Origin of the sequence: Ferruginibacter lapsinanis (assembly GCF_020783315.1) — a bacterium.
Taxonomy (GTDB): Bacteria; Bacteroidota; Bacteroidia; order Chitinophagales; family Chitinophagaceae; genus Ferruginibacter; species Ferruginibacter lapsinanis.
Genome location: NZ_CP086063.1, coordinates 313,443 through 336,406, shown reverse-complemented (window position 1 = coordinate 336,406; position 22,964 = coordinate 313,443). Strand labels below are relative to the sequence as shown.

The 22,964-nt window shown below is 36.3% G+C and carries 28 protein-coding genes; 26 read left to right on the top strand and 2 right to left on the bottom strand.

The genetic code is table 11. From position 1 onward, the window contains the following. The first annotated feature begins 19 nt into the window (after positions 1-19). From LK994_RS01415 to LK994_RS01405, 3 genes are read left to right on the top strand one after another with little or no spacing between them, the layout of a single operon-like run. Positions 20-787 (top strand): ABC transporter permease, encoded by a 768-nt coding sequence (locus LK994_RS01415; protein WP_229761095.1) that lies wholly within the window; start codon positions 20-22, stop codon positions 785-787. A gap of 2 nt (positions 788-789) precedes the next feature. Beyond that, positions 790-1,224 carry a hemerythrin domain-containing protein gene (locus LK994_RS01410; RefSeq protein WP_229761094.1) on the top strand — a complete coding sequence of 145 codons (435 nt, stop codon included), beginning with the start codon at positions 790-792 and terminating at the stop codon, positions 1,222-1,224. A gap of 11 nt (positions 1,225-1,235) precedes the next feature. Continuing rightward, positions 1,236-1,634 carry a group III truncated hemoglobin gene (locus LK994_RS01405; protein WP_229761093.1) on the top strand — a complete coding sequence of 133 codons (399 nt, stop codon included), beginning with the start codon at positions 1,236-1,238 and terminating at the stop codon, positions 1,632-1,634. A 56-nt stretch (positions 1,635-1,690) separates the two neighbouring features. Here the strand turns inward: LK994_RS01405 and LK994_RS01400 are convergent, their stop codons facing one another. Beyond that, complete coding sequence (locus tag LK994_RS01400) at positions 1,691-2,260, bottom strand: fasciclin domain-containing protein (RefSeq protein ID WP_229761092.1); 570 nt, start codon at positions 2,258-2,260, stop codon at positions 1,691-1,693. A gap of 171 nt (positions 2,261-2,431) precedes the next feature. Here LK994_RS01400 and LK994_RS01395 point away from each other — a divergent pair, with 171 nt between their 5' ends. From LK994_RS01395 to LK994_RS01305, 19 genes are all read left to right on the top strand, one after another. Then, positions 2,432-3,235: a sulfite exporter TauE/SafE family protein gene (locus LK994_RS01395; RefSeq protein ID WP_229761091.1), complete on the top strand. Its 804-nt coding sequence runs from the start codon at positions 2,432-2,434 to the stop codon at positions 3,233-3,235. Positions 3,236-3,318: 83 nt separating this feature from the next. Further along, positions 3,319-4,734 (top strand): MBL fold metallo-hydrolase, encoded by a 1,416-nt coding sequence (locus LK994_RS01390; RefSeq protein WP_229761090.1) that lies wholly within the window; start codon positions 3,319-3,321, stop codon positions 4,732-4,734. A gap of 153 nt (positions 4,735-4,887) precedes the next feature. Then, positions 4,888-5,094, top strand: a complete 207-nt coding sequence (locus tag LK994_RS01385; RefSeq protein ID WP_317206737.1) for a YgaP family membrane protein — start codon at positions 4,888-4,890, stop codon at positions 5,092-5,094. 9 nt (positions 5,095-5,103) lie between these two features. Continuing rightward, a complete protein-coding gene (locus LK994_RS01380) occupies positions 5,104-5,793 on the top strand; it encodes a rhodanese-like domain-containing protein (RefSeq protein WP_229761089.1) in 690 nt (229 codons plus the stop codon). 57 nt (positions 5,794-5,850) lie between these two features. Continuing rightward, positions 5,851-6,054, top strand: a complete 204-nt coding sequence (locus LK994_RS01375) for a hypothetical protein (RefSeq protein WP_229761088.1) — start codon at positions 5,851-5,853, stop codon at positions 6,052-6,054. Further along, on the top strand, positions 6,038-6,259 hold the full coding sequence (locus tag LK994_RS01370) for a DUF6132 family protein (RefSeq protein ID WP_229761087.1): 222 nt from the start codon (positions 6,038-6,040) through the stop codon (positions 6,257-6,259). Before LK994_RS01375 ends, LK994_RS01370 begins: the two co-directional genes overlap by 17 nt. Next, the gene (gene trxA, locus LK994_RS01365; protein WP_229761086.1) at positions 6,249-6,542 is read left to right on the top strand and encodes a thioredoxin; all 294 of its coding nucleotides are present in this window, start codon (positions 6,249-6,251) and stop codon (positions 6,540-6,542) included. Before LK994_RS01370 ends, trxA begins: the two co-directional genes overlap by 11 nt. A gap of 115 nt (positions 6,543-6,657) precedes the next feature. Then, complete coding sequence (locus tag LK994_RS01360) at positions 6,658-7,116, top strand: OsmC family protein (RefSeq protein ID WP_229761085.1); 459 nt, start codon at positions 6,658-6,660, stop codon at positions 7,114-7,116. A 25-nt stretch (positions 7,117-7,141) separates the two neighbouring features. Beyond that, on the top strand, positions 7,142-7,387 hold the full coding sequence (locus LK994_RS01355; protein WP_229761084.1) for a rhodanese-like domain-containing protein: 246 nt from the start codon (positions 7,142-7,144) through the stop codon (positions 7,385-7,387). A 24-nt stretch (positions 7,388-7,411) separates the two neighbouring features. Then, a complete protein-coding gene (locus LK994_RS01350; RefSeq protein WP_229761083.1) occupies positions 7,412-7,726 on the top strand; it encodes a rhodanese-like domain-containing protein in 315 nt (104 codons plus the stop codon). Between the two features lie 73 nt (positions 7,727-7,799). Next, positions 7,800-8,369 (top strand): YeeE/YedE family protein, encoded by a 570-nt coding sequence (locus LK994_RS01345; RefSeq protein ID WP_229761082.1) that lies wholly within the window; start codon positions 7,800-7,802, stop codon positions 8,367-8,369. 9 nt (positions 8,370-8,378) lie between these two features. Further along, entirely contained in the window at positions 8,379-8,876 is a 498-nt protein-coding gene (locus LK994_RS01340; RefSeq protein ID WP_229761081.1) for a YeeE/YedE family protein, read from the top strand. 103 nt (positions 8,877-8,979) lie between these two features. Next, positions 8,980-9,609, top strand: a complete 630-nt coding sequence (locus tag LK994_RS01335) for a Crp/Fnr family transcriptional regulator (protein ID WP_229761080.1) — start codon at positions 8,980-8,982, stop codon at positions 9,607-9,609. A 44-nt stretch (positions 9,610-9,653) separates the two neighbouring features. Next, positions 9,654-10,721, top strand: a complete 1,068-nt coding sequence (locus tag LK994_RS01330) for a HesA/MoeB/ThiF family protein (RefSeq protein WP_229761079.1) — start codon at positions 9,654-9,656, stop codon at positions 10,719-10,721. A 217-nt stretch (positions 10,722-10,938) separates the two neighbouring features. Continuing rightward, a complete protein-coding gene (gene nirB / locus LK994_RS01325; protein ID WP_229761078.1) occupies positions 10,939-13,446 on the top strand; it encodes a nitrite reductase large subunit NirB in 2,508 nt (835 codons plus the stop codon). Positions 13,447-13,509: 63 nt separating this feature from the next. Continuing rightward, positions 13,510-13,914, top strand: a complete 405-nt coding sequence (gene nirD, locus LK994_RS01320) for a nitrite reductase small subunit NirD (protein ID WP_229761077.1) — start codon at positions 13,510-13,512, stop codon at positions 13,912-13,914. 171 nt (positions 13,915-14,085) lie between these two features. Then, on the top strand, positions 14,086-14,904 hold the full coding sequence (locus LK994_RS01315; RefSeq protein ID WP_229761076.1) for an MOSC domain-containing protein: 819 nt from the start codon (positions 14,086-14,088) through the stop codon (positions 14,902-14,904). 5 nt (positions 14,905-14,909) lie between these two features. Then, positions 14,910-15,860: a bifunctional molybdenum cofactor biosynthesis protein MoaC/MoaB gene (gene moaCB / locus LK994_RS01310; protein ID WP_229761075.1), complete on the top strand. Its 951-nt coding sequence runs from the start codon at positions 14,910-14,912 to the stop codon at positions 15,858-15,860. Between the two features lie 43 nt (positions 15,861-15,903). Continuing rightward, a complete protein-coding gene (locus tag LK994_RS01305) occupies positions 15,904-17,088 on the top strand; it encodes a molybdopterin molybdotransferase MoeA (protein WP_229761074.1) in 1,185 nt (394 codons plus the stop codon). Here the strand turns inward: LK994_RS01305 and LK994_RS01300 are convergent. Then, complete coding sequence (locus tag LK994_RS01300) at positions 17,083-17,778, bottom strand: Crp/Fnr family transcriptional regulator (protein ID WP_229761073.1); 696 nt, start codon at positions 17,776-17,778, stop codon at positions 17,083-17,085. The genes LK994_RS01305 and LK994_RS01300 overlap by 6 nt on opposite strands. A 624-nt stretch (positions 17,779-18,402) precedes the next feature. Between LK994_RS01300 and LK994_RS01295 the strand changes: the two genes are divergently transcribed. The 4 genes from LK994_RS01295 to LK994_RS01280 are packed head-to-tail and all read left to right on the top strand — an operon-like array spanning position 18,403 to position 22,956. Then, positions 18,403-19,953, top strand: coding sequence for an alginate export family protein (locus LK994_RS01295; RefSeq protein WP_229761072.1), 1,551 nt, complete (start codon positions 18,403-18,405; stop codon positions 19,951-19,953). A 35-nt stretch (positions 19,954-19,988) separates the two neighbouring features. Next, the gene (locus LK994_RS01290; protein ID WP_229761071.1) at positions 19,989-21,197 is read left to right on the top strand and encodes a CmpA/NrtA family ABC transporter substrate-binding protein; all 1,209 of its coding nucleotides are present in this window, start codon (positions 19,989-19,991) and stop codon (positions 21,195-21,197) included. 53 nt (positions 21,198-21,250) lie between these two features. Then, the gene (locus LK994_RS01285) at positions 21,251-22,036 is read left to right on the top strand and encodes an ABC transporter permease (protein ID WP_229761070.1); all 786 of its coding nucleotides are present in this window, start codon (positions 21,251-21,253) and stop codon (positions 22,034-22,036) included. A gap of 41 nt (positions 22,037-22,077) precedes the next feature. After that, complete coding sequence (locus tag LK994_RS01280; RefSeq protein WP_229761069.1) at positions 22,078-22,956, top strand: ABC transporter ATP-binding protein; 879 nt, start codon at positions 22,078-22,080, stop codon at positions 22,954-22,956. Positions 22,957-22,964 lie beyond the last annotated feature (8 nt).

Genomic DNA, 22,964 nt, shown 5'->3' with positions numbered 1-22,964 from the left:
TAGAGATAAAGCACGTCAGATGAAAAAAATTATCAAATATGTAATTATAGATATACTGCGTAATAAGATTGTACTGGCGTATACAGTATTTCTGTTATTGATATCTTTCAGCATATTTAATCTGGAAGATAATTCTGCAAAAGGATTATTGAGTTTGCTCAATATCATTTTGATCGTTGTTCCGTTGGTGAGTATATTATTTGCTGCTATTTATGTTTACAACAGTGCTGAGTTTTTAGAACTGCTGGTAAGTCAGCCATTAAAACGAAAAACTATCTGGTTGAGCTTCTTCATAGGAGTGGCCAGTTCTTTGTCTTTGTCTTTTTTTGTTGGTGCAGGAATTCCTATTCTGTTGTATGAGCCTACTGCAACAGGGGGTATGATGTTACTGACCGGACTACTTATGTCAATTATTTTTGTTGCAGTTGCGATGTTGGCTACGGTGAAAATAAGAGACAAAGCGAAGGGGATTGGTGTCACAATTTTATTGTGGCTGTATTTTTCTTTGCTGTTTGATGGTTTGGTAATGTTCCTGTTGTTCCAGTTTTCAGATTATCCATTAGAAAAAATAATGGTAGGGGTAAGTGTATTAAATCCTATCGATCTGAGCAGGATACTTATTTTATTAAAGATGGATATTTCAGCTATGATGGGTTACACTGGCGCCATATTCAGAAATTTTTTTGGTACACAAATGGGGCTGATATTATCATTTCTTGTTTTGATTGTATGGGTGATATTGCCCCTGTGGTTATCATCTCGTTGGTTTAACCGTAAAGATCTATAATTATGATAAGACATAAATCTCTGGTGCCATTATCAAGAGAACACCACGACGCCTTACTATTGGCACAGCTATTAAAAAAAGAAGTGCCTGATTATAAGGGTATGCCAACTCAAATACAAGAGAAAGCTGCTTATGCATTAGCTCTGTATCATTCCAAGTTGAAACAACATTTTAAAAATGAAGAGATAATGTTGGGCAAAGTAAAAGATGTTCATGAAGAGATCACAAAATTAACAGATGATATTTTTAGAGAGCATCAGTTGTTGACAGCGGCTTTCCTTTCGTTAAGTAAACCGGATAATACCATCGACGAATTAAATGCGCTGGGGCTGGCTTTGGATGAACATATACGTAAAGAAGAACGTGTGTTGTTTCCAATGATACAGCAATATTGTAGTGAAGAAATATTGAACAGTTTTGATTTCAATTCGCTATAAAAGTTTGAGCTATGAAAAAGGATATTGAAAATAAGAAAGATGTGGAGTTATTGGTAAATACGTTTTACGATAAGGTAAAGAATGATACGATCATTGGATATATTTTTACCGATGTGGTAAAAGTGAACTGGGAAAAACATTTACCGGTAATGTATAATTTTTGGGAAAATACATTGTTTTATACTGGAAGCTATGAAGGCAATCCAATGGAGTTGCATAAACATTTACATCGTTTGATGCCATTGACCCAGGAGCATTTTGCGCAATGGAATCATCTCTTTAGTACAACAGTGAACGAGTTATTTGAAGGCGCTATAGCTGATCTTGCTAAACAAAGAGCGATAAGTATATCTACAGTGATGCAGATAAAGATATTTAAAGAAGATTCATCTCACGATAAAGTGTTTTAGGCACAAAAAAAGCATGTCAAATATTGCATGCTTTTTTTAGAGATAGATGGGTCGTTTTATTTTTGAGCAGGAGGTGGCAATAATACCTGGTCAATTACATATACAATTCCATTGGATGCAGGAATGGCCGCAATAACATTGGCGGTTCCATTCACCATTATTTTACCATCTTTTTTACTGATTGAGATGTTGCCTCCATTTACTTGTCCGATCACTTGCCCATCCTGCAACATATCTTCTTTGAATACACCCACAGAAACATGGTATTGCAGAATGTCGGTAAGTGCATCTTTCTTTTCAGGTTTTAATAAGCCATCAACTGTACCGGCAGGTAATTTGTCGAAAGCTGCATTGGTAGGCGCAAATACTGTAAAAGGTCCTGCATTACTTAAAGCATCTACAAGGTCAGCTGCTTTTAGTGCAGTTACCAAAGTGGTGTGATCTTTACTGCCTACAGCAACCTGTACAACATTCTTAGCGGATTGGTCATCTTGTACAGCCGATTGTCCGGCTCCGGTATTGGCAGCTGTTTCCGGAGATACTGTTTTAGGTTCTTCGTTTGAATTACATGATACAGCCAGTGTGAGGATTGCTGCAGTAAATATTATTTTAAATTCTCTTTTCATATATAAAAATTTTATTTCGATAAAACTAATCAGCAGGATGTATTCATATTATGACTTGAATCACAATTGACGAAAGTCATAAAAAAATCTTAAGGACTACCAAATCAAAGTGTAACTTTTGTAACCAAGACTTCTTTCAACTGTAACCAACTTTGCATCAATCAACATACTATGGAAATACTCGGTTTTTTTCTGGCAGCTTTGGTAGGCATTTCGCTTGGGATAATAGGCGGAGGTGGTTCTATTTTAACTGTACCCATACTGGTGTATGTATTGGGTGTAAATCCTTTGCTGGCCACATCTTACTCATTATTTATTGTGGGGTCTACTTCTATGGTTGGTGCAGCAAACAGTTATCGAAAGGGATTGGTGAATATCAAAACTGCTTTACTTTTTGGCATATCTTCCATTGTTACTGTCTATTTTACGAGGAAAATAATAATGCCAAAGATACCTTCTGTTATTTTCTCCAACGAACATATTTTGATCACTCAATCAATGGCAATTATGTTACTGTTCGCAGTTTTAATGCTATTAGCTTCCGTCGCTATGATAAAAAAAAGCAAAATGAATTTGGTTACAGGTACTGCCGTTACAGGCAATGATCATCATACCACAAAATTATTATTTTATGGTGTAATGATAGGGTTGGTAACGGGTTTGTTAGGTGCAGGCGGTGGATTCCTCATTATTCCTGTATTGGTCATTTTACTGAAGATGCCGATGAAACAAGCTATTGGAACGTCTTTGTTGATCATTGCTCTAAATTCTATGATAGGTTTTGCTGGTGATGCCGGACATTTTATTATTGATTGGAAGTTGTTATTAGCTATCACTTCTATGGCGGTAGTAGGAATATTTATAGGAGGGTATCTCGGAAGAAAAATTGATGGGAATAAGCTTAAAAAAACTTTTGGCTGGTTTGTATTGTTAATGGGTGTCTATATTATCATTAAAGAAACGATACTGAAATAATTGTATGGTAAGAGAAGTTTTGTAACAAAAGTAACTGAGTAGGAAGTTGTAAATGCTCAATTTTGTACAAGTAAAATAATTATATGAAGATCGAACAAATATATACGGGATGTTTGGCGCAGGGTGCTTACTATATTACAAGTAATGGGGAGGCGGCTATCATTGATCCGCTTCGGGAAGTGGAGCCTTATTTAAAGCGTATTGCAAAAGATAGGGTTAAATTAAAATATATTTTTGAAACACACTTTCATGCTGATTTTGTAAGTGGTCATGTAGATCTGCAAAGAAAAACCGGAGCATCAATAGTATATGGACCGAATGCTGCATGTGAATTCGATTGTATTTCTGCAAAAGATGGAGAGGAATTTACACTCGGTAATGTGGTCGTCAAAGTATTGCATACTCCGGGACATACATTGGAGAGTACTACTTTTTTATTAAAAGATGAGTCGGGAAAAGGTCACTGTATTTTCAGTGGCGATACCTTGTTTTTGGGAGATGTAGGAAGACCCGATCTGGCACAGAAGGCCGCCAGTATGACCCAGGAAGAATTAGCCGGTTTATTATATGAAAGTTTGATGAATAAGATTATGCCATTGGCAGATGATGTGATCGTTTATCCTGCACATGGTGCCGGTAGTGCCTGCGGAAAAAATATGATGAAAGAAACAGTTGATACATTGGGCAATCAAAAAAAGGTGAACTATGCGTTGAATCAACCAAACAAAGTCGCTTTCATCAAGGCAATTACTGATGGTCTTCTTCCACCTCCGGCTTATTTCGGGTTGAATGTTGCGATGAATAAAAAGGGATACGAAAGTTTTGATACTGTTTTGCATAAAGGAATGAAAGCTTTAACACCGGATGAATTTGAAGCAGTTGCAGAAAGTACGTTGGCGTTGATCTTAGATACAAGATCTAATCAGGATTTTTATAAAGGGTTTATACCACAATCTGTAAACATTGGATTGGATGGAGACTTTGCCCCTTGGGTTGGTGCTTTAATTGTTGATGTTAAACAACCTTTATTATTAGTGACCGATGAAGGTAAAGAAGAAGAAACGGTTACTCGTTTAAGTCGTGTTGGATTTGATAATATATTGGGGCATATCAAAGGTGGTTTTGCAGCATGGCTGGCTTCCGGTAAAGAGGCTGATACTGTCGACAGGATCAGTGCAGAGCAATTTGCTCAGCATGTAAAGATCGGAGCAGATAAGATCATTGATGTGAGAAAAGAAACGGAATATGCTGCAGAACATATTGAAGAAGCGTATAACAAACCCTTGGCTTATATCAACGATTGGATAAAAGACATTAATCCCGAGGAGCATTTTTTTATACACTGTGCAGGAGGATATCGTAGTATGATGGCAGCATCTATTTTACAAGCAAGAGGGTACAGGAATTTTACAGAGATTGCCGGTGGTTTTGCTGCGATCAGCAAAACAGATCTGCCAAAAACAGATTTTGTTTGTCAGAGTAAAATAATGCAGGTATAATATCTTGTTGAAGAAGTTTGATCATGGTAAACCGTGATTGAAAAACCGAGTGCATCCGATAAGGATGCATTCTTCATATATAAAAACGGTAGTGTAACAAAAGTAGCAGAAAATTGTTGGCATGTAACCTATCTTGCGCTTAAAACTAATCACATGAGAAAAAATATGGGTAATGCAGATCGCATAATAAGAATCATTGTTGCTATAGTAATATCATTATTGTATTCCACACATATTATTAGTGGTACTTTTGGTATGATATTATTAGTGTTGGGAGGTGTTTTTTTGGTAACAAGTCTTATAAGTTTTTGCCCCTTGTATACTTTGTTAGGTATTAATACTTGTAAGAAAAAAGAATAAAATCCTAGTATGAAAAAAATATTTTTTCTGTTAGTAAGCTATGTTAGTTTATTGACAGCTTGCAATAGTGAGGCGCAGGTCAATAATCTTTCTGTTGATGAATTTGAAAAAGCAATTTCGAAAACTGATATTCAGTTGTTAGATGTGCGTACAGCCGACGAATATCAATCTGGTCATTTAAATAATTCAATGTTGGCAGATTGGAATAATAAAACAGAATTTGCAGAAAGAGTTAAAGCTTTAGATAAAGCAAAACCTGTGTATACTTATTGTCTTGCCAGGGCAAGAAGCAAGGCAGCCACAGAATGGTTGCTGCAAAATGGATTTAATGCCTATAACCTTACGGGAGGCATTAAAGCCTGGAAGGCTGCTAATAAACCGCTGGTACAGGCAGTTTCAGTAAAACAAATGACCATGCAGGAATACATGGAACAAATTCCATTAGATAAAACGGTGTTGGTAGATATCAGTGCAGATTGGTGTCCGCCTTGCAGAAAAATGGCTCCTGTAGTAGATTCCTTAGTAGCCATGCATGGCTCAAAATTTGTACTGCTTAAAATTAATGGAGCAGAACAAACAGGTATAGGTGTAGAATTGAAAGTGCAATCTTTTCCTGCTTTTTTCATTTATAAAGAAGGTAAAATAGTTTGGCAAAAGGAAGGCATTGTAGATATAAAAGAGTTTATTCAACAGTTATAATTTTTTACCATAATATTATTAATGATGAGACAAGCTATTTTGAGTAACTGGAATTTGATGAGACTCATTAGATTGATAATGGGCATTGCAATACTTGTACAGTCTATGATTGCACGTGATATTGTATTTGGCATCGCAGGACTGGTATTTACCGGCATGGCAGTGTTTAATATAGGTTGTTGTGGAACTGCAGGTTGTTCAACTACAAGTAAACGATCTGAAGAAAATAAAAAAGATGTTACATATGAAGAAGTGGTTTGATAAGAGTAAATTATATGTGATCGGTGCTGCAATTGGGGCAGTTGGAGGTTTTTTGTATTGGAATTTTGTAGGTTGCACAAGTGGATCTTGTGCGATAACTTCAAATCCGATCAGAAGTACCCTGTACGGAGCATTAATGGGTAGCTTATTACTGAGTTTGTTAAAAACAAGTGTGAAAAATAACAATCAGCAAAATGACATTTAATGAATTGATACAATCAGATAAACCTGTATTGGTTGATTTCTTTGCAGAATGGTGTGGCCCTTGCAAAATGATGGCTCCTGTTTTAAAAGAAGTTAAATCGGGTATAGGTGATGCAGCAAGTATCATAAAAATAGACGTAGATAAAAATCCTCAGGTAGCCAGTGACTACCAGATACAAGGTGTGCCAACACTTATACTGTTTAAAAACGGGAAGGTGTTATGGAGACAAAGTGGAGTTGTACAAAAAAATGCTTTAATAGGAGTGCTTCAAAAATTTGCCTGATTAGGCTTTCCTTATTTTTCTTATTTCTTTTTTCAATTGTAACATAAGTAACCATGCCATGGTTTTTATTGTGGGAATTTTGTATTAAATATTCGTACAAATAAAACCAAATAAAATGGCACACGAAATAGAAGTTCAATGGATGGGTAAAATGCAATTCAATGCATTAGTAAATGGACATACAATTATAATGGATGCTCCGGAAAAAGTAGGCGGGGAAGACAATGGTCCGATACCAAAACCTTTTATACTTACAGCCCTTGCCGGTTGTACGGGAATGGATATAGCAGCACTACTTAAAAAAGCAAATAGGTCTGTCGATGATTTTAGTATGAGGGTGATCGGTGAAACCAGTAAACAAGCGCCGATACAGTATACTGAAATACATGTTATTTATGATTTCAAAGGCAATGAAGAAAACAAGTCAGCAGCTCTAAATGCAGTTGCTGATTCTCAGGAAAAATATTGTGGTGTTAGTAGTATGCTGAAGAAAGCATTACCCGTAACCTGGGAGGTTAGTTATAACGGTGTGCAGATATTTAATAATAAAACTACAGCTGCTCAATTAAATTAATAATTTAAAATATAAATTCTATACAATGAGTTTGGAAAACAAAACAATTATAGATGTCAGATCAACCGATGAATTCAACTACGGACATCTTCCCGGAAGCATTAATATTCCATTGCAGGAAATTCAACACCGATTGGAAGAATTAAAAGCAATGAAACAACCTCTAATATTATGTTGTGCATCGGGTATGAGAAGTGCTCAGGCAACATTGTTCTTGCAAAGTGTTGGTGTGTCTTGTGAAAATGGAGGAAGTTGGATGAATCTTAATTAACTAAAAAAAGTAAAATAAAAAACGATGTTACAATTGATCAAGAATTTATTGGGATTAGGTCCGAAGACGGATTTTAAAGCACTGGTAGAAAAAGGTGCTGTTATTGTTGATGTGAGATCAAAAGGAGAATACCAGAGCGGGCATATTCAAGGAGCAGTTAATATTCCGTTGGACATACTAAGAAGTCAGTTATCTAAATTGAAAAAAGAAAAGCCCGTTATTACCTGCTGTGCATCCGGCATGCGAAGTGCTTCTGCAAAAAATATTCTAATATCTGGTGGGTTTAAAGATGTATACAATGGAGGGGGGTGGATGAGTCTTCGAAACAAGATCAATTAAAATTGTTTGATACTATCAGTGTACAAATTTTGTTATCTTTATTTAGCAATTAAAATTGTAATCTAATAACAATATGAGCATTTTTGAATGGATCAAACAACCTTGGCCTTGGTATGTAGCAGGGCCGTTGATCGGCTTAACAGTACCGTTATTATTAATTATTGGTAACAAGTCATTTGGTATCAGTTCTTCACTGAGACATGTGTGTGCCATTGTTGTGCCGGCAAATATTAAATACTTTAAATACGATTGGAAAAAAGAGATGTGGAATCTTTTTTTTGTTTCAGGGATCTTGTTAGGTGGTATGATGGCTGCAAATTTTCTGGCCAATCCGGAAGCAGTTAAGATCAGTGAAAAACTTGCTGGTCAATTGACTGTATATGGTATTACTGATTACACAGGGTTAGTGCCTAAGCAATTATTTAACTGGCCTGCATTGCTTACTATAAAAGGATTGATCATGATGGTGCTGGGAGGTTTTATGATTGGCTTTGGCACCCGTTATGCCGGAGGCTGTACCAGCGGGCATTCCATCATGGGCTTATCTACATTGCAGTGGCCTTCTTTGGTTGCTACCTGTTGCTTTATGATTGGTGGCTTTATTATGTCAAATCTTATTTTACCATTAATTCTGTCTCTTTAAAATTCTACTATGCAAACGAAAGAAACAAATACAGATTTTGAAGTTCGTTCATTAGACGCCATGTGTGTAAACGAAAGTAGTTTAGAACATAAATGGTATCACAATATCAAATATCTTTTTGTCGGTATTGCTTTTGGAATTGTATTTGTAAAAGCAGAGATCGTCAGTTGGTTTCGCATTCAGGAAATGTTTAGGCTGCAATCATTTCATATGTACGGCGTAATAGGTAGTGCTGTTGTTGTTGGTGTTATTTCGGTATGGTTGATCAAAAAATTCAAGATCAAAACGATCTACGGAGAAAAAATAGAATTCAAATCTCATGCGTTCAGTAAGGGGCAAGTGTATGGGGGATTGCTCTTTGGTTTAGGATGGGCTATCACCGGTGCATGCCCGGGGCCACTATATGCACAGATAGGAGTTGGAGCTACAGTCATAGTCATTACCCTGCTAAGTGCAATTGCAGGAACATGGGTATACGGATACATAAGAGAAAAACTCCCTCATTAATTTTTCTATAGGTATGGATTAAGTGCTTGTATTTATTATATATGCTACTTCAGTTTAATGTAATAAATTTGTATAGTGCTGTTGCACTATTTATAATCCTTTCATGAATTTAGATAGCCTTAAAAATATATTTGAACCTGGATTGCTGCAGGAGATGCAACAATTTGGTATTTGGCAATCCTTCAAAGAAGGAGATCTGATAATGGATTACGGAAAATATATCCGTATGATGCCTGTAATTTTAAAAGGCACTGTTAAAGTGTATCGGTTAGATGAGAATGGAAATGAGATACTGCTTTATTACTTGTCTAGTAATGACAGTTGTTCTATGGCTTATAGTTGTTGCTTAGAAGCAAAGAAGAGTGAAGTAAAGGCAATTGCAGAAGATGATGTGGAGCTCATCGCTATACCCCATGTAAAGCTAGATGACTGGTTGTGTAACTATCCAAGCTGGAAAAATTATATCATGCGTAGCTTCAATGAACGCTTTATTGAATTATTAAAATCAATCGAAAGCATTGCATTTCATAAACTCGATGACAGGTTGATAGCTTATTTAAAAGAGAAACAACGTTTAACCGGATCTAGTGTCATCAAAGCTTCCCACTATCTTATAGCCGATGAGCTGGCCACTTCCAGGGTGGTTATATCCAGGCTGTTAAAACAGCTTGAAAACAGCAAAAAAATTATTCTCTATCGTAATGAAATAAAATTATTGCCCTCCTTTGGTTAAATTTTGTATGGGTAATTGATGGTATCAATTCTTATTTTTGATAAATGGAATTTAATCACCGGCAATATTATCAAAGCCATCAAAAACTAGCTTTAATAGGAGATAAAGGACAGCAATTATTGCAACGAGCCAGCATATTGGTAATAGGTGCAGGAGGCTTAGGATGCCCATCTTTACTCTATTTGGCAGGTGCCGGTATTGGTACGATCGGTATCGTCGATTTTGACTTGATCGCTATTTCAAACTTACATAGGCAGGTTTTATATACTATTGATGATGTTGGAAAACGCAAAGCATTCGTTGCTGCGGAAAGATTGTCTGCATATAATGCTGGTGTTATATTTAAAACTCATGATCTGTTTGTTGATGAAACAAATATATTGTCATTAGTAAATGAATATGATGTAATTGTTGATTGCACAGATAATTTTCAGGTAAGATATCTAATCAATGATGCCTGTGTGTTTTTGGATAAACCGTTGGTATATGGGGCCATTCATCAAACCGAAGGGCATATAACAGTATTTAATTACAAGCAGTCTCCTACATTACGTTGTTTATTTCCAAATGAAAATAATGAAGGGGTACAAAGTTGCGCTGATATAGGAGCCTACAATATCATCACCGGTATCATCGGAACAATGATGGCAAATGAAGGAATAAAGATCATTTTGGATCATCCTGATGTATTGGCCGGAAAACTTTGTCAATTTGATTCGCTTACTGTAACTACACGGCAAATAAAATACCAGCCATCTCTCATAAGCAGAAAAATAAGTACTGATCGATTTAATCAGCTACCTCTGTCAATTGAAATTTCTCCTACCACACTGTCAGAGAAAATAACAAATAACGAAAAATTTTATTTGATAGATGTAAGAGAGGCCAATGAACGGAAAATGTTTAATATTGGCGGTAGTCACATTCCTTTTCAGGCATTGATTGAACAAACAATCTTTCCTTTTTCATCATCCGATACAATAATTATCTATTGCGAAATGGGCAGCCGAAGTCTTCAGGCTGCAAGGCATTTGCTTTCCAAAGGTTTCACCAATGTATTCAGTCTCCAGGGTGGAATGAGTCGGTGGAAAAGAACCAATCTCCCAAAATAATACATATATTTTTTAATAATATTATTTTATATCAGCATTTTATACATAAAAAATCAATTTATGATTAAAATAATATGATTTAAAATATGATATTTCGATTTTTATGCTTAATATTGTTATATAAATAATGAATATTATTTATTTTAATGTGATTGTTTTAGCAATCTTCATTATTCTTCAACGATTTCTTGCCATTAACCAATAAAAATTTTCTACAATGGGAAATTCAACTAAGCCCACAGTGGTGGTTATAGGCAATGGCATGGTAGGCTATAAATTTTGCGAAAAATTAATAGCAAAATCAACCGACTTCAACATTATAGTTTTTGGTGAAGAGCCTCGTAGAGCTTATGACAGGGTTCATCTTAGTGAATATTTCAGCGGAAAAACAGCCGAAGAGTTGAGTATGTCAACTGCTGAATGGTATGCCGAAAATGATATTACCCTTCATTTAAGTGATCCGGTTCAGGAGATCAATCGTACTACCAAGGTTATACATTCTCAAAAAGGGATCTCTGTTAGTTATGATTACCTGATTCTGGCCACGGGTTCTTCTGCATTTGTTCCAAATATTCCTGGAGTTGAAAAAGAAGGGGTGTTTGTATATCGTACCATCGAAGACCTGGAGATGATGAAGACGCATGCAAAAAAAGCAAAGAAAGGAGCAGTAATTGGTGGTGGCCTACTTGGTTTAGAAGCTGCGAAAGCATTATTAGATCTGGGGCTGGAAGAAACACATGTAATTGAATTTGCACCACGTCTAATGCCAAGACAAGTTGATAGTGCGGGCAGCGCTATGTTAGAGAATAAGTTGAAAGAATTGGGTTTACACATCCATTTAAATAAAAGTACCAGTTCGATCAATGGCGATACAACGATAAACGCATTGCAATTTGCTGATGATACAAAAATGGAACTGGATATGTTGGTGATATCTGCAGGTATTCGTCCCCGTGATGAACTGGCTAAATTGTCGGGATTAGAAGTTGGATCGAGAGGTGGTATACAAGTGAATGAAAAATTACAGACCAGCGATGAAAATATTTTTGCTATTGGTGAGTGTGCCTTGCATAACGGAATGATTTATGGTTTGGTAGCACCAGGTTATGAAATGGCAGATGTGGTGGCAGCCAATCTTTGCGGCGGAGATAAATCTTTTAATGGATTTGATATGAGCACCAAATTGAAATTAATTGGTGTAGATGTGGCAAGTTTTGGTGATCCTTTTGTGACGGAACCCGATGGCAGAACGATCGTATTTGAAGACACCCATAAAGCCATTTATAAAAGGATCAATATCAGTAATGATGGCAAATATTTATTGGGGGGGATTTTAATTGGTGATGCAGAAGCATATAATATTTTGTTGCAGACTGTAAATAATAAAATTGTTTTACCTCCTAATCCCGAAGACCTGATCTTAGGCAGTCGTGGTGGTGAAGGAGCTGATGCCGGTGCTGGTGTAATGAGTTTGCCTGAAGAGACATTGATCTGTAGCTGCGAAGCTGTTACTAAAGGAGCAATTTGCGGAGCGGTGTCTGAACAAAATGTTACCACAGTTGATGGCATGAAAAAATGTACCAAGGCGGGAACAGGTTGTGGCGGTTGTGTACCATTGGTAAAAGACCTGATCGTTGGTACGATGAAGGCCAACGGCGTGTATGTAAAAAATGTAGTGTGTGAGCATTTCGACTATTCTCGTCAGGAGCTTTTGAGTTTGGTAAAATTAAACGGAATCAAAACCTATGATGAAGTATTGTCTCATCACGGTAAAGGAGATGGTTGTGAAGTGTGTAAGCCGGTAGTAGCAAGTATTTTAGCCAGTTTATGGAATGATCTTATTTTAAAACAAGATACAATACAGGATAGTAATGATCGCTTTTTGGCCAATATTCAAAAGGGAGGAACCTATTCTGTTGTGCCTCGTATTGCTGGTGGTGAGATAACTCCCGATAAATTAATTGCCATCGGTACTGTAGGAAAAAAATATAATCTCTATACAAAGATCACCGGAGGTCAACGTATTGATCTGTTCGGAGCACATCTTAGCGACCTGCCGGATATCTGGGAAGAGTTGATCGAAGCTGGTTTTGAAAGCGGACATGCTTACGGAAAATCTTTACGTACAGTAAAAAGTTGTGTGGGCAGCACCTGGTGTCGTTTTGGGTTACACGACTCCGTTAGTTTTGCTATTGAGGTAGAAGATAGATATAAGGGATTACGTTCTCCACATAAATTAAAAGGGGGGGTGAGCGGTTGCATCAGAGAATGTGCGGAAGCCCAGAGTAAAGATTTTGGTATTATCGCTACAGAAAAAGGTTGGAATTTATACGTATGTGGAAACGGGGGAAGTAAACCTCAGCATGCACAATTGCTGGCTACTGATATTGATAAAGAGACTTGTATAAAATATTTAGATAGATTCCTGATGTTCTATGTGAAAACGGCTGATCCTTTAACTCGTACTGCTACATGGCTGAATAAAATGGAAGGAGGATTGGCTTATTTGAAAAATGTGATCATCAATGATAGTTTAGGTATTTGCGAAGAGTTGGAAGCGGCAATGGTACAGCATGTAAACACATATCAATGCGAATGGAAAGCGGCTATTGAAACTCCGGAAATGCGTAAACGATTTAACCATTTCGTCAATGCTCCAAAAGAAAAAGATCCAACATCTGAACTGGTACCAATGAGAGAGCAAGTGAGAGCTAAAGAATGGTAATTGTTACCCCCATCCCCTTTAGGGGAGTAAATAAAAAAATTAATAATTTTTAAAAACAATATTATGGCCAAACTTGATAGTGAAATTATAACAGAAAATACCTTCAATAACTCCCCTTTAGGGGATGGGGGTGTTACCTGGTTTTTTGCTTGTTATGCAGATGATGTTTCTGAAAATGGTGGCGCTTGTGTAAAATACGAAGAGGAGCAAATAGCCATTTTTAATTTTACCCGTAGAGGAGAATGGTTTGCTACGCAGAATCTTTGTCCGCATAAAAAACAAATGGCTTTAAGTCGTGGGATGATTGGTAGTACAGGTGATGCCTGCGAACCAAAAGTGGCTTGCCCGTTTCATAAAAAAACATTCAGCTTATTAACCGGCGAATGTATGAGCGGTGATGAATGCGCTATAAAAACCTATCCAATAAAAGTTGAAGATGGGAAAGTATATATAGGTATTGATTCATAAAATTCTTGTCTCTGTTTATCATTCCGATGGAAAGGGGCTGGTTATCAATAGTGAAAATGTATTGGCCTCTTCTCTGTCGGAATGGTATTAACAGGTGTTTTGCTATTCTCGAAAATAAAATCAACGAAGTTCTACAAATTCTTTAATTGCTGTTCTGACTATATTTGCAGTATGCAGGTAAGCGAACTCTATATTTATCCTATCAAATCTCTTGGTGGGATTGCTGTGTCTTCTGCTGAGCTTACTGATAGAGGCTTTCAATACGACAGAAGATGGATGCTGATTGATGAGGGTAATAATTTTCTCACACAAAGAGAATATCCTCAAATGGCTTTATTGCAGGTGGACTTAATCGGAGATCATCTTGTTGTATCACATAAAATAAATAAAGCTTCCATTAATATTTCAGTAATTCCTGAATCACAGGAAATGATCATTGCAAAAGTTTGGAGTTATAAAGGGAAATTGCAGTTGGTAAGTACAGTTGCTGACAAATGGTTTTCAACAATGTTGTCAATACCTTGCCGATTGGTGTATATGCCTGATAGTACGATAAGAAAAGTTAGTTCGTACTATGCAGTGAATAAAGATATCACCAGTTTGTCCGATGGTTATCCGCTGTTATTGATTGGGGAAGCCTCTTTGCAGGATCTGAATAGTCGTTTGTCAGCCCCGGTTCCTATTGATCGTTTCAGGCCAAACATTGTATTTTCAGGGGGTAAACCATTTGAAGAAGACACTATGGCCGTATTTGAAATTAATGGTATCAATTTTTACGGAGTAAAATTATGTGCCAGATGTGCGATCACTACCATAGATCAAAATAGTGCAGAAAAAAATAAAGAACCATTGAAAACACTGGCTTCATATCGGAAGAAAAATTTTAATATTTATTTTGGGCAAAATGTTATTCATGGAGGATCGGGTAAAATTAATATCGGAGATACCATCAGAGTAATAAAAACTAAACGTAGAAAAATTATTGTATAATTATCATGAGAGATATCACACACAAACAGATCACACTTAGAACGGCCAAAGCGATCGGTATTATCTTTTGCAGTCAGGCTACTATTGATCTGATAAAAAATAATGAATTACCAAAAGGTAATTTGTTTGATGTGGCAAGAGCTGCAGGTTTTGTTGGCGCAAAAAGTACACCACAATTGTTACCACATTGTCATCCGGTAGCAATAGATGGAATGAATATTGAATTTGATTTTTTGAATGCTGAATTACATAAAGAAAATTTTGCCGAAGCAATTTTACAACGAACAGGGATTGTAATTACAGGTGAAGCGAAATCAATAGGACGCACCGGAATTGAAATGGAGATGTTAACAGCAGTATCAGTTGCAGCCTTGGAAATTTATGATATGCTGAAACCTGTAGACACTCAATTAGAGATCGGTAACATTAAGTTATTAGAGAAAAAGGGAGGTAAAAGTGATCGTAAAAAATTCTTTAATACACCGCCAGTTTGTGCTGTGTTGGTGTGTTCAGATTCTACTGCAGCTGGTACCAGGGAAGATAGCAGCGGTAAAATGATAGAACAGATGTTGATGGCAGTTAATGCGAATGTTAAACATTATTCAATTCTTCCTGATGATAAAGAAAAAATTCAACAACAAATAAAAGATTGGGTGGCCGAAGATGTGCATTTTATTTTTACGACCGGAGGCACAGGCCTTGGTCCGAGAGACAATACAGTAAGTGCTGTGAAAGAAATTGTAGAAAGAGATGCAGATGGAATAACAGAAGCGATCCGTAATTATGGACAAATGCGTACACCACTTGCCATGATGAGTAGAGGAGTGGCAGGAGCTATCGGTAAAACTTTAGTTGTTACATTGCCCGGCAGTACAGATGGTGCAAGAGAAAGCCTGGAAGCAATTTTGCCTGCAGTATTTCATGCAAGAAAAATGATGTTGGGAGGAGGGCACTAAGAATTTAAAATTTAGTAGAATAGAAGTATAAATATTTTAATTGATGATCTCATACAATGACGCAAAACAATTAGTGATAGAACAGGCACATTCTTTCGGAACTGAAAAGGTCTTATTGGATGATGCCCTAGGAAGAGTGATTGCAGAAAAAGTTTTTGCTGATAGGGCATATCCTCCTTTTAACCGATCATCAATGGATGGTATTGCTATAAAAATAAGTGATTGGGAAAAAGGGATAAGACAATTTGAGATAAAAGAAACGATCTACGCTGGTAAAACGCCTCAATCGACAATTGCATCAGAAGAATGTTACAAGATCATGACTGGTGCAGCTGTTCCTTTGGATGCAGATAGTGTTATAAGAAGAGAAGATTGTCATCAAACTGATAATAATATTACTGTTGATGATATCGAAGTGATCAAAGGCCAAAATATTTCAACGAAAGGTGAAGATCTAAAAGTGGGAGAAATTATTATTGATCAGTCAATTAAATGTAATACAGCTGTCATTGCTGCATTGGCTTCAGTTGGTAAATACGAAGTATTAGTAGAATGTTTGCCAAAAGTGGCGGTGATCACTACAGGAGATGAAGTGATCAATGTAGATAAAACACCAACGGATGTTCAGATCCGCAATAGCAATGCATCTGTTTTAAGATCATTGTTAAGAAAGTGGCAGATAACTCCTGTAGCCTGTGAGCATGTAGTAGACGACAAGGTAAAATTGGAGGAAGTTATCTCAAATAATATGTCGAATGATATATTGATCCTGAATGGAGGGGTGTCTGCAGGGGATGCAGATTACGTTCCTGGTATTTTAGCAGAATTAGGTGCTAAACAAATATTTCATAAAGTAGCCATCAAGCCCGGTAAACCTATTTGGTTTGGCAAATTTGATAACGGAGCCATTGTGTTTGCATTACCGGGAAATCCTTTTTCCTGTATGGTCACTTTTAAATTATTTATCGAACTTTTTTTGACTGTTTCTTTTGGTCTGACGATACCTAATAATAAACAATTACCTTTTAATGGTACAAGAAATAAAAAGAGCGTATTGGATGAATTTTTTCCTGTACAAATTATCGGGTCTCCATTAGCGTTAGTTCCAATGCAATTCAATGGATCTGGCGATATCACCGCAGCTCTGTTAGCTGATGCAATTGCACAACATCCAGCAGATAAACTTGTATTGATGAGTGGAGATTTATTGAATTATGTAGATCTATAGATCACTTTCATTCGTAAAACTTGTAAGCTTCACTTCATTAGTGATCAAAATATTTTTTCCTGAAAGTTCAATTGTTTTATCCTGTACCAACTCGTTTAGAATACGAAAAACAGTCTCATAAGTTGTGCCTGAGAATGAAGCCAAGTCTTGTCTGCTTAATACAATATCAAGATATCCTTCTTTTGTAGTACCGAAACGTTCTTTCAGTGATAATAAAGATTGCGCCACTCTGCCTTTAACACTCATATGAGCAAGGTTACGCATCTTTCTTTCAGATAACTGTAACTCATCTGCAAAAAACATCATCAGCTGAAAAGTAAAATCATTATTTACTTTTAATGTGGTAAGAAAAAAATTAAGATCAATAAAACATACAGTGCTTGGTTCAATAGCAGTGCCGGATACAGGATAGGTTGTATTACTGCCAAGCCCTCTATGGCCAACTATAGCTCCTTTATTTGCAAAACGAACGATCAGCTCTTTATCCGCCCCCCATTTTTTATGTACTTTTATCTTTCCTTCATTTACAAAGTACACACCAGTAACAGCATCACCTTCATTAAATAATACTTCTCCCTTTTTTACGTGATAGGTTTTTCTTTTGGAATCAATTGCAGGTAACCATTCCGGCATACACCCCTTGCAAAAAAAACAACTCTTTAAATCACATCCATGTTTACTTTGTTTCATCTTTCTTCTATTGGTTAAGCAAATCAATTACAATATTAAGGCTATAAAAATTAAACGAAGCAGATAATAAAGTAAATATTTGTATCATATTATTAAAATATTTATATTAATAATTAATCCGTTGTTACCTTATCATTTTTAATCATTTAGGTGTAAAACTATATATTGCAATAAAAAATATGTAAAATTTATCTAGCAATTGTTTCATTCTATCGTAAATATCTCTTACTTTTATATTGTAAATCATATTATGGCTAATGAATATGATTTGACAGGGTAAAAAAACATTAAATATAAAAAATTATAATATTTGTTTATTTCCCTTTTAGTTTTCGGATTCTATTTCAAAATAGTCCTTACTAAAAATTGCTGATTTAGCTAAATGTTCACTTCGCCTCGATTGTTTCCCCATTTTGAAAAATAGCCCCTTGGGCTGGTACTACAACTGTCGGTATTAGTACCTCAGGTCATAAATATAAAATTGCTCAACTAAAAAATAGAAACCAGTAAATCATTCAATATGGCATAATCAATTCAAACTAAAAAAAAGCCCCGACAGATTGCAGTCTGATCGGGGCAGGACAAAAAATTAAAAATTAATCTTTCATCAAACTACACAAAATTATGAGAAAAAAAACAACTTTTATCACGACATCATTCCTGATTGTTATGTTAGGGATCAGTTCTATAGTAATGGCTCAATTTTCATTAGTTGGCCAGGTTCGTACTCGTACAGAATTGAGAGATGGGGTTGGTAAATTAGCTACTAAAGGAGGCTATGTTAGTTCTCTTACTACACAACGTACACGTTTATCTTTTGGATACCTGTATGATAACAGAGTCAATTTTAATGTCGCTATTCAGGATGTACGTACCTGGGGTCAGGATGCATCTACTATTACTCCGGCAGATGGTGCTAAATTAGGTTTACACGAAGCATGGGCCGAAATAACTTTATTTAATATTAATGACACTACTATGAAGAAAGGTTTTCTTGAAAAACTTTTCTTTAAGATCGGTCGTCAGGAATTACTATATGATGATGCCAGATTATTAGGCAATTTGGATTGGGCCCAACAAGGTCGCAGGCATGACGCTCTCTTGTTAAAAGCATTACATCGTGGTTATCAAATAGATCTGGGTGCTGCATTTAATCAAAACAGTGATGCCATTACAACAGGCACAGTATATACACCAGGTAATGTTCCTGCATATGTATTGAATGATATTGGTGTGTTGGTTCCAACACCTGCAAGTTTTATTCCTACAGCAGCAGGTGGTTCTGCCTCAAATGTAAGCAGTGCAGCCGGTACACCTGTTTTGATCAATCCTGCTGGCACTAACGGAATGAACCAGTTATATAAATCGCTTCAGTTTTTATACCTGAGTAAAAAATTCGGACAAACTAAAGTATCTGCATTAATGCTTACAGACTATTTTGCTAAGTACACCAGTACTTCAGTTGCAGCTGGTGGAGGATTAGTTTATGGAAGAAAATTTACAAAAGGGATCAATCAAAGATTTACTTATGGCGCAATGGCAGTTGGTACCATCGGCAACGCATCCGGACTTAAAAAAACCTGGACAATTGCAGGGTATGCTCAGGCAGGAAAAAATAAAGATGGTAAAAAATTAGAAGCGTATCATGGTGTTGTAAATGTAATGTTGCAAAAAGGCAAATTTAGTTTTGGTCCTGGGTATGAATATTTAAGCGGAACAGGGCCTACAGCTGTTAAGGATGGTAGCTTCGATCCGTTGTATGGTACACCACACAAATTTTGGGGATATATGGATTATTTCTACGTAGGTACCGGTTCTCCAAAAGCAGGTTTACAGGATGCATATCTTAAAACAAAATATGCTACCAAAAATTTCTTTGCAACATTAGATGCACATTATTTTGGTACAGCACAAAAAACTTCTGTGGGTGCAGGAAATAAAGACCTGGGTTGGGAGTTAGATCTTCTGGCAAACTACACACTAAATAAATTCACCACTTTAGAATTCGGTTACAGCAACATGTTTGCAAACAAAACGCAGATGAAAGCTGCAATGGCTGCAAACTATCCTAATGCAGCAACTACATATAATTCTACAGGGTCTTGGGCATATTTGATGATCAGCATTAAACCGGATTTTTTCTTTGCTAAACCGGTGGCTATTAAACAGCCATAATGATCGATCAATTCTTAAACAATAAAATTAACACAATGAAACATCTACATATAAAATCAAAACTTTTCATAGTAACAGTATTATTTATCCTGGTTGCACATTCTTTTAGTTATGCTCAACGTACAGTAAAATTGGGGTTTATAGCCCTTACAGATTGTGCTCCTTTAGTTATTGCAAAAGAATTAGGCTTGTTCAAAAAATATGGTATCGATATTCAATTGACCAAAGAAGCGTCATGGGCTGTTGTTCGTGATAAAATTTTAAACGGTGAATTAGATGGAGCCCATTGCTTATTCTCCATGCCTTTTTCGGTGTATGAAGGAATTGGTGGTAAAGCCGGATCTGAAATGAGGATTGCAATGACATTAAGTAATAATGGACAAGCAATTACTTTATCAAAAGACTTTTGCGGTTTAGTAGGATTTAAAGAAACTAAAAAAGTAGCTGGAGCAGTGAAGTCTGTGAAAGCAAGAAAAGAAGTAACGTTCGCAATGACCTTTCCTGGCGGTACGCATGATATCTGGTTAAGGAACTGGTTATCTGCAGCTGGTATAAATTCGAAATCAGTAGGTATCATCACTATTCCTCCTCCACAAATGGTGGCTAACATGAGAGTAGATAATATGGAAGGCTTTTGTGTTGGTGAACCATGGAACGGTGTGGCTGCAACACAAAATATTGGATTCACAGAAATTGCCAGTCAGGATATATGGAAAAATCATCCTGAGAAAGCATTGGTAGTGAACAAAGCTTTTTCTGAAAAAAGAAGAGAAGATCTTAAGCTGGTAATGAAAGCATTGATAGAAGCATGTCAGTGGTTGGATAATATGGGTAACCGTAAAAAAGCTGCTGCTATTTTGAGTAAACCAAATTATGTAAATGCTCCGCTAGCAGTGATCGAAGGAAGATTGATGGGAAGCAATGATCTGGGTTGCGAATTGGGTGTACAAAAATATAAAGATGATTACATGACCTTTTATCGTGGCGGACAAGTAAATGCTCCACGCAAATCTTATGGCATTTGGTTCATGGCGCAATATGCAAGATTTAGCATGGCTGGTTTACCTGCCGGTTATAAAAACATTGCAGAAACAATTATCATGGATGAACTATATGCTGAAGTAGCGAAAAGTATGGGTATACCTGTACCGGCAGATGACATGAAACCATTTAAAACAAATTTAGAAACGATCACTTTTGATCCAAACAATCCAAACCCATATATAGCCGGATCTACCAAATAGGTAGTACGGTTATTAATTGAATTAAAATCATTCACAACTAATAACTATTTATCATGATAAAAAATATCTCAATAAAAATAGCATTATCAGTGTTCTATTTTGTAGCAGGCATGGGAATTTTAGTTGCTATCTGGGCATGGATATCCAAATCAACCAAAGGTGAAATTCCTTCACCGTTAGCAACATGGGATGTTTTTAAAGAAGTGATTCAAAACCCAATGCAAAATGACCCGGATATTACAGGTATCGGTACAAAATTGTTAAGCTCTCTTAAACGTGTAGGCATTGGATTTGGCTTAGGTAGTTTAATTGCAATACCATTAGGATTCATGATGGGAGCTAGTAAAATAGCTATGAATATTGTAAATCCTATTGTGCAAATATTACGTCCGGTATCACCGTTGGCCTGGTTTCCATTGGGGTTGGCAATCTTTCAGGATTCTCCACAGGCAAGTGTTTTTATGATCTTCATTTGTTGCATCTGGCCAACATTGATCAACACTTCATTCGGTGTTGCATCTATTCCTGCAGACCATAAAAATGTAAGTAAAGCTTTTGGTTTTTCAACATGGAAATACATTACTAAAGTGATGTTGCCATATAGCTTACCACACATATTTACAGGATTACGTCTATCTGTTGGTATTGCCTGGATGGTAATCGTTGCAGGTGAAATGCTTTCTGGCGGACAAGGTCTGGGCTACTTTGTTTGGGAAGAAGGTTTTAACGGCGGTAGCGTTGGAAAAATATTAGTGGCTATTATTATAATAGGGGTAGTAGGATTGGTGTTGGATAAACTATTTACAATACTGCAGAAAAGATTTTCATACGCAGTGTAATAACAAAATTTTCAAATCAATACTAATTAAAACTTATTTATATGGAATCTTTTGAAACAAAATTAAAGGAAATGGTTCAAGTGGCTGATGCCTTAATTGATCCTATTTTGAATCCGGCTCCTAGTATAGAAATAAACAATGTAACTGTAAGTTTTAAAACGCCTAAAGGAGTTTTTACTGCAGTAAAAGATATTTCGCTTTCGGTTAAAAGAGGAGAGATCATTGCTCTGATAGGTCACTCTGGTTGTGGTAAATCAACTTTAATGGGTACTATCAGTGGAATGGTTAAAGCTACAAAAGGAGAGGTGATAGCAAACAATAAAAAAGTAACATCTCCCGGTCCGGACAGAGGGATCGTTTTTCAAAATTACTCTTTGTTGCCTTGGTTAACTGTATATCAAAATATTTATGAAGCAGTTGACTCTGCAGTGAAAGATAAATCAACTGCAGAAAAGAAAGCGATAGTAGAAAAGAATTTAAAAATGGTGAATCTGTATGATCATAAAAATAAATTTCCTGGACAATTATCAGGAGGGATGAAACAAAGAGTAGCGATAGCTAGAGCTTTTGCGATCAATCCTACTATATTATTGTTGGATGAACCTTTCGGGGCATTAGATGCATTGACAAAAAGTACCATGCATGTGGAGTTATTGAAATTATGGAATCTGGATAACAGAGAAAAAACCATTGTAATGGTAACGCATGATATTGAAGAAGCTATATTCCTTGCAGATAGAGTAGTAGTGATGAACAATGGTCCCGCTGCTACTATCAAAGAAATAGTAGATATCCCTTTATCTCGTCCACGTAACAAAAAAGATATTGTTCACAATCCTGAATACATGACCATTCATGATAAGTTATTGAGTTTGTTGATTGATAAATTTTCAATTGATGATATCAGTGACATGGCTTAAACTATAAA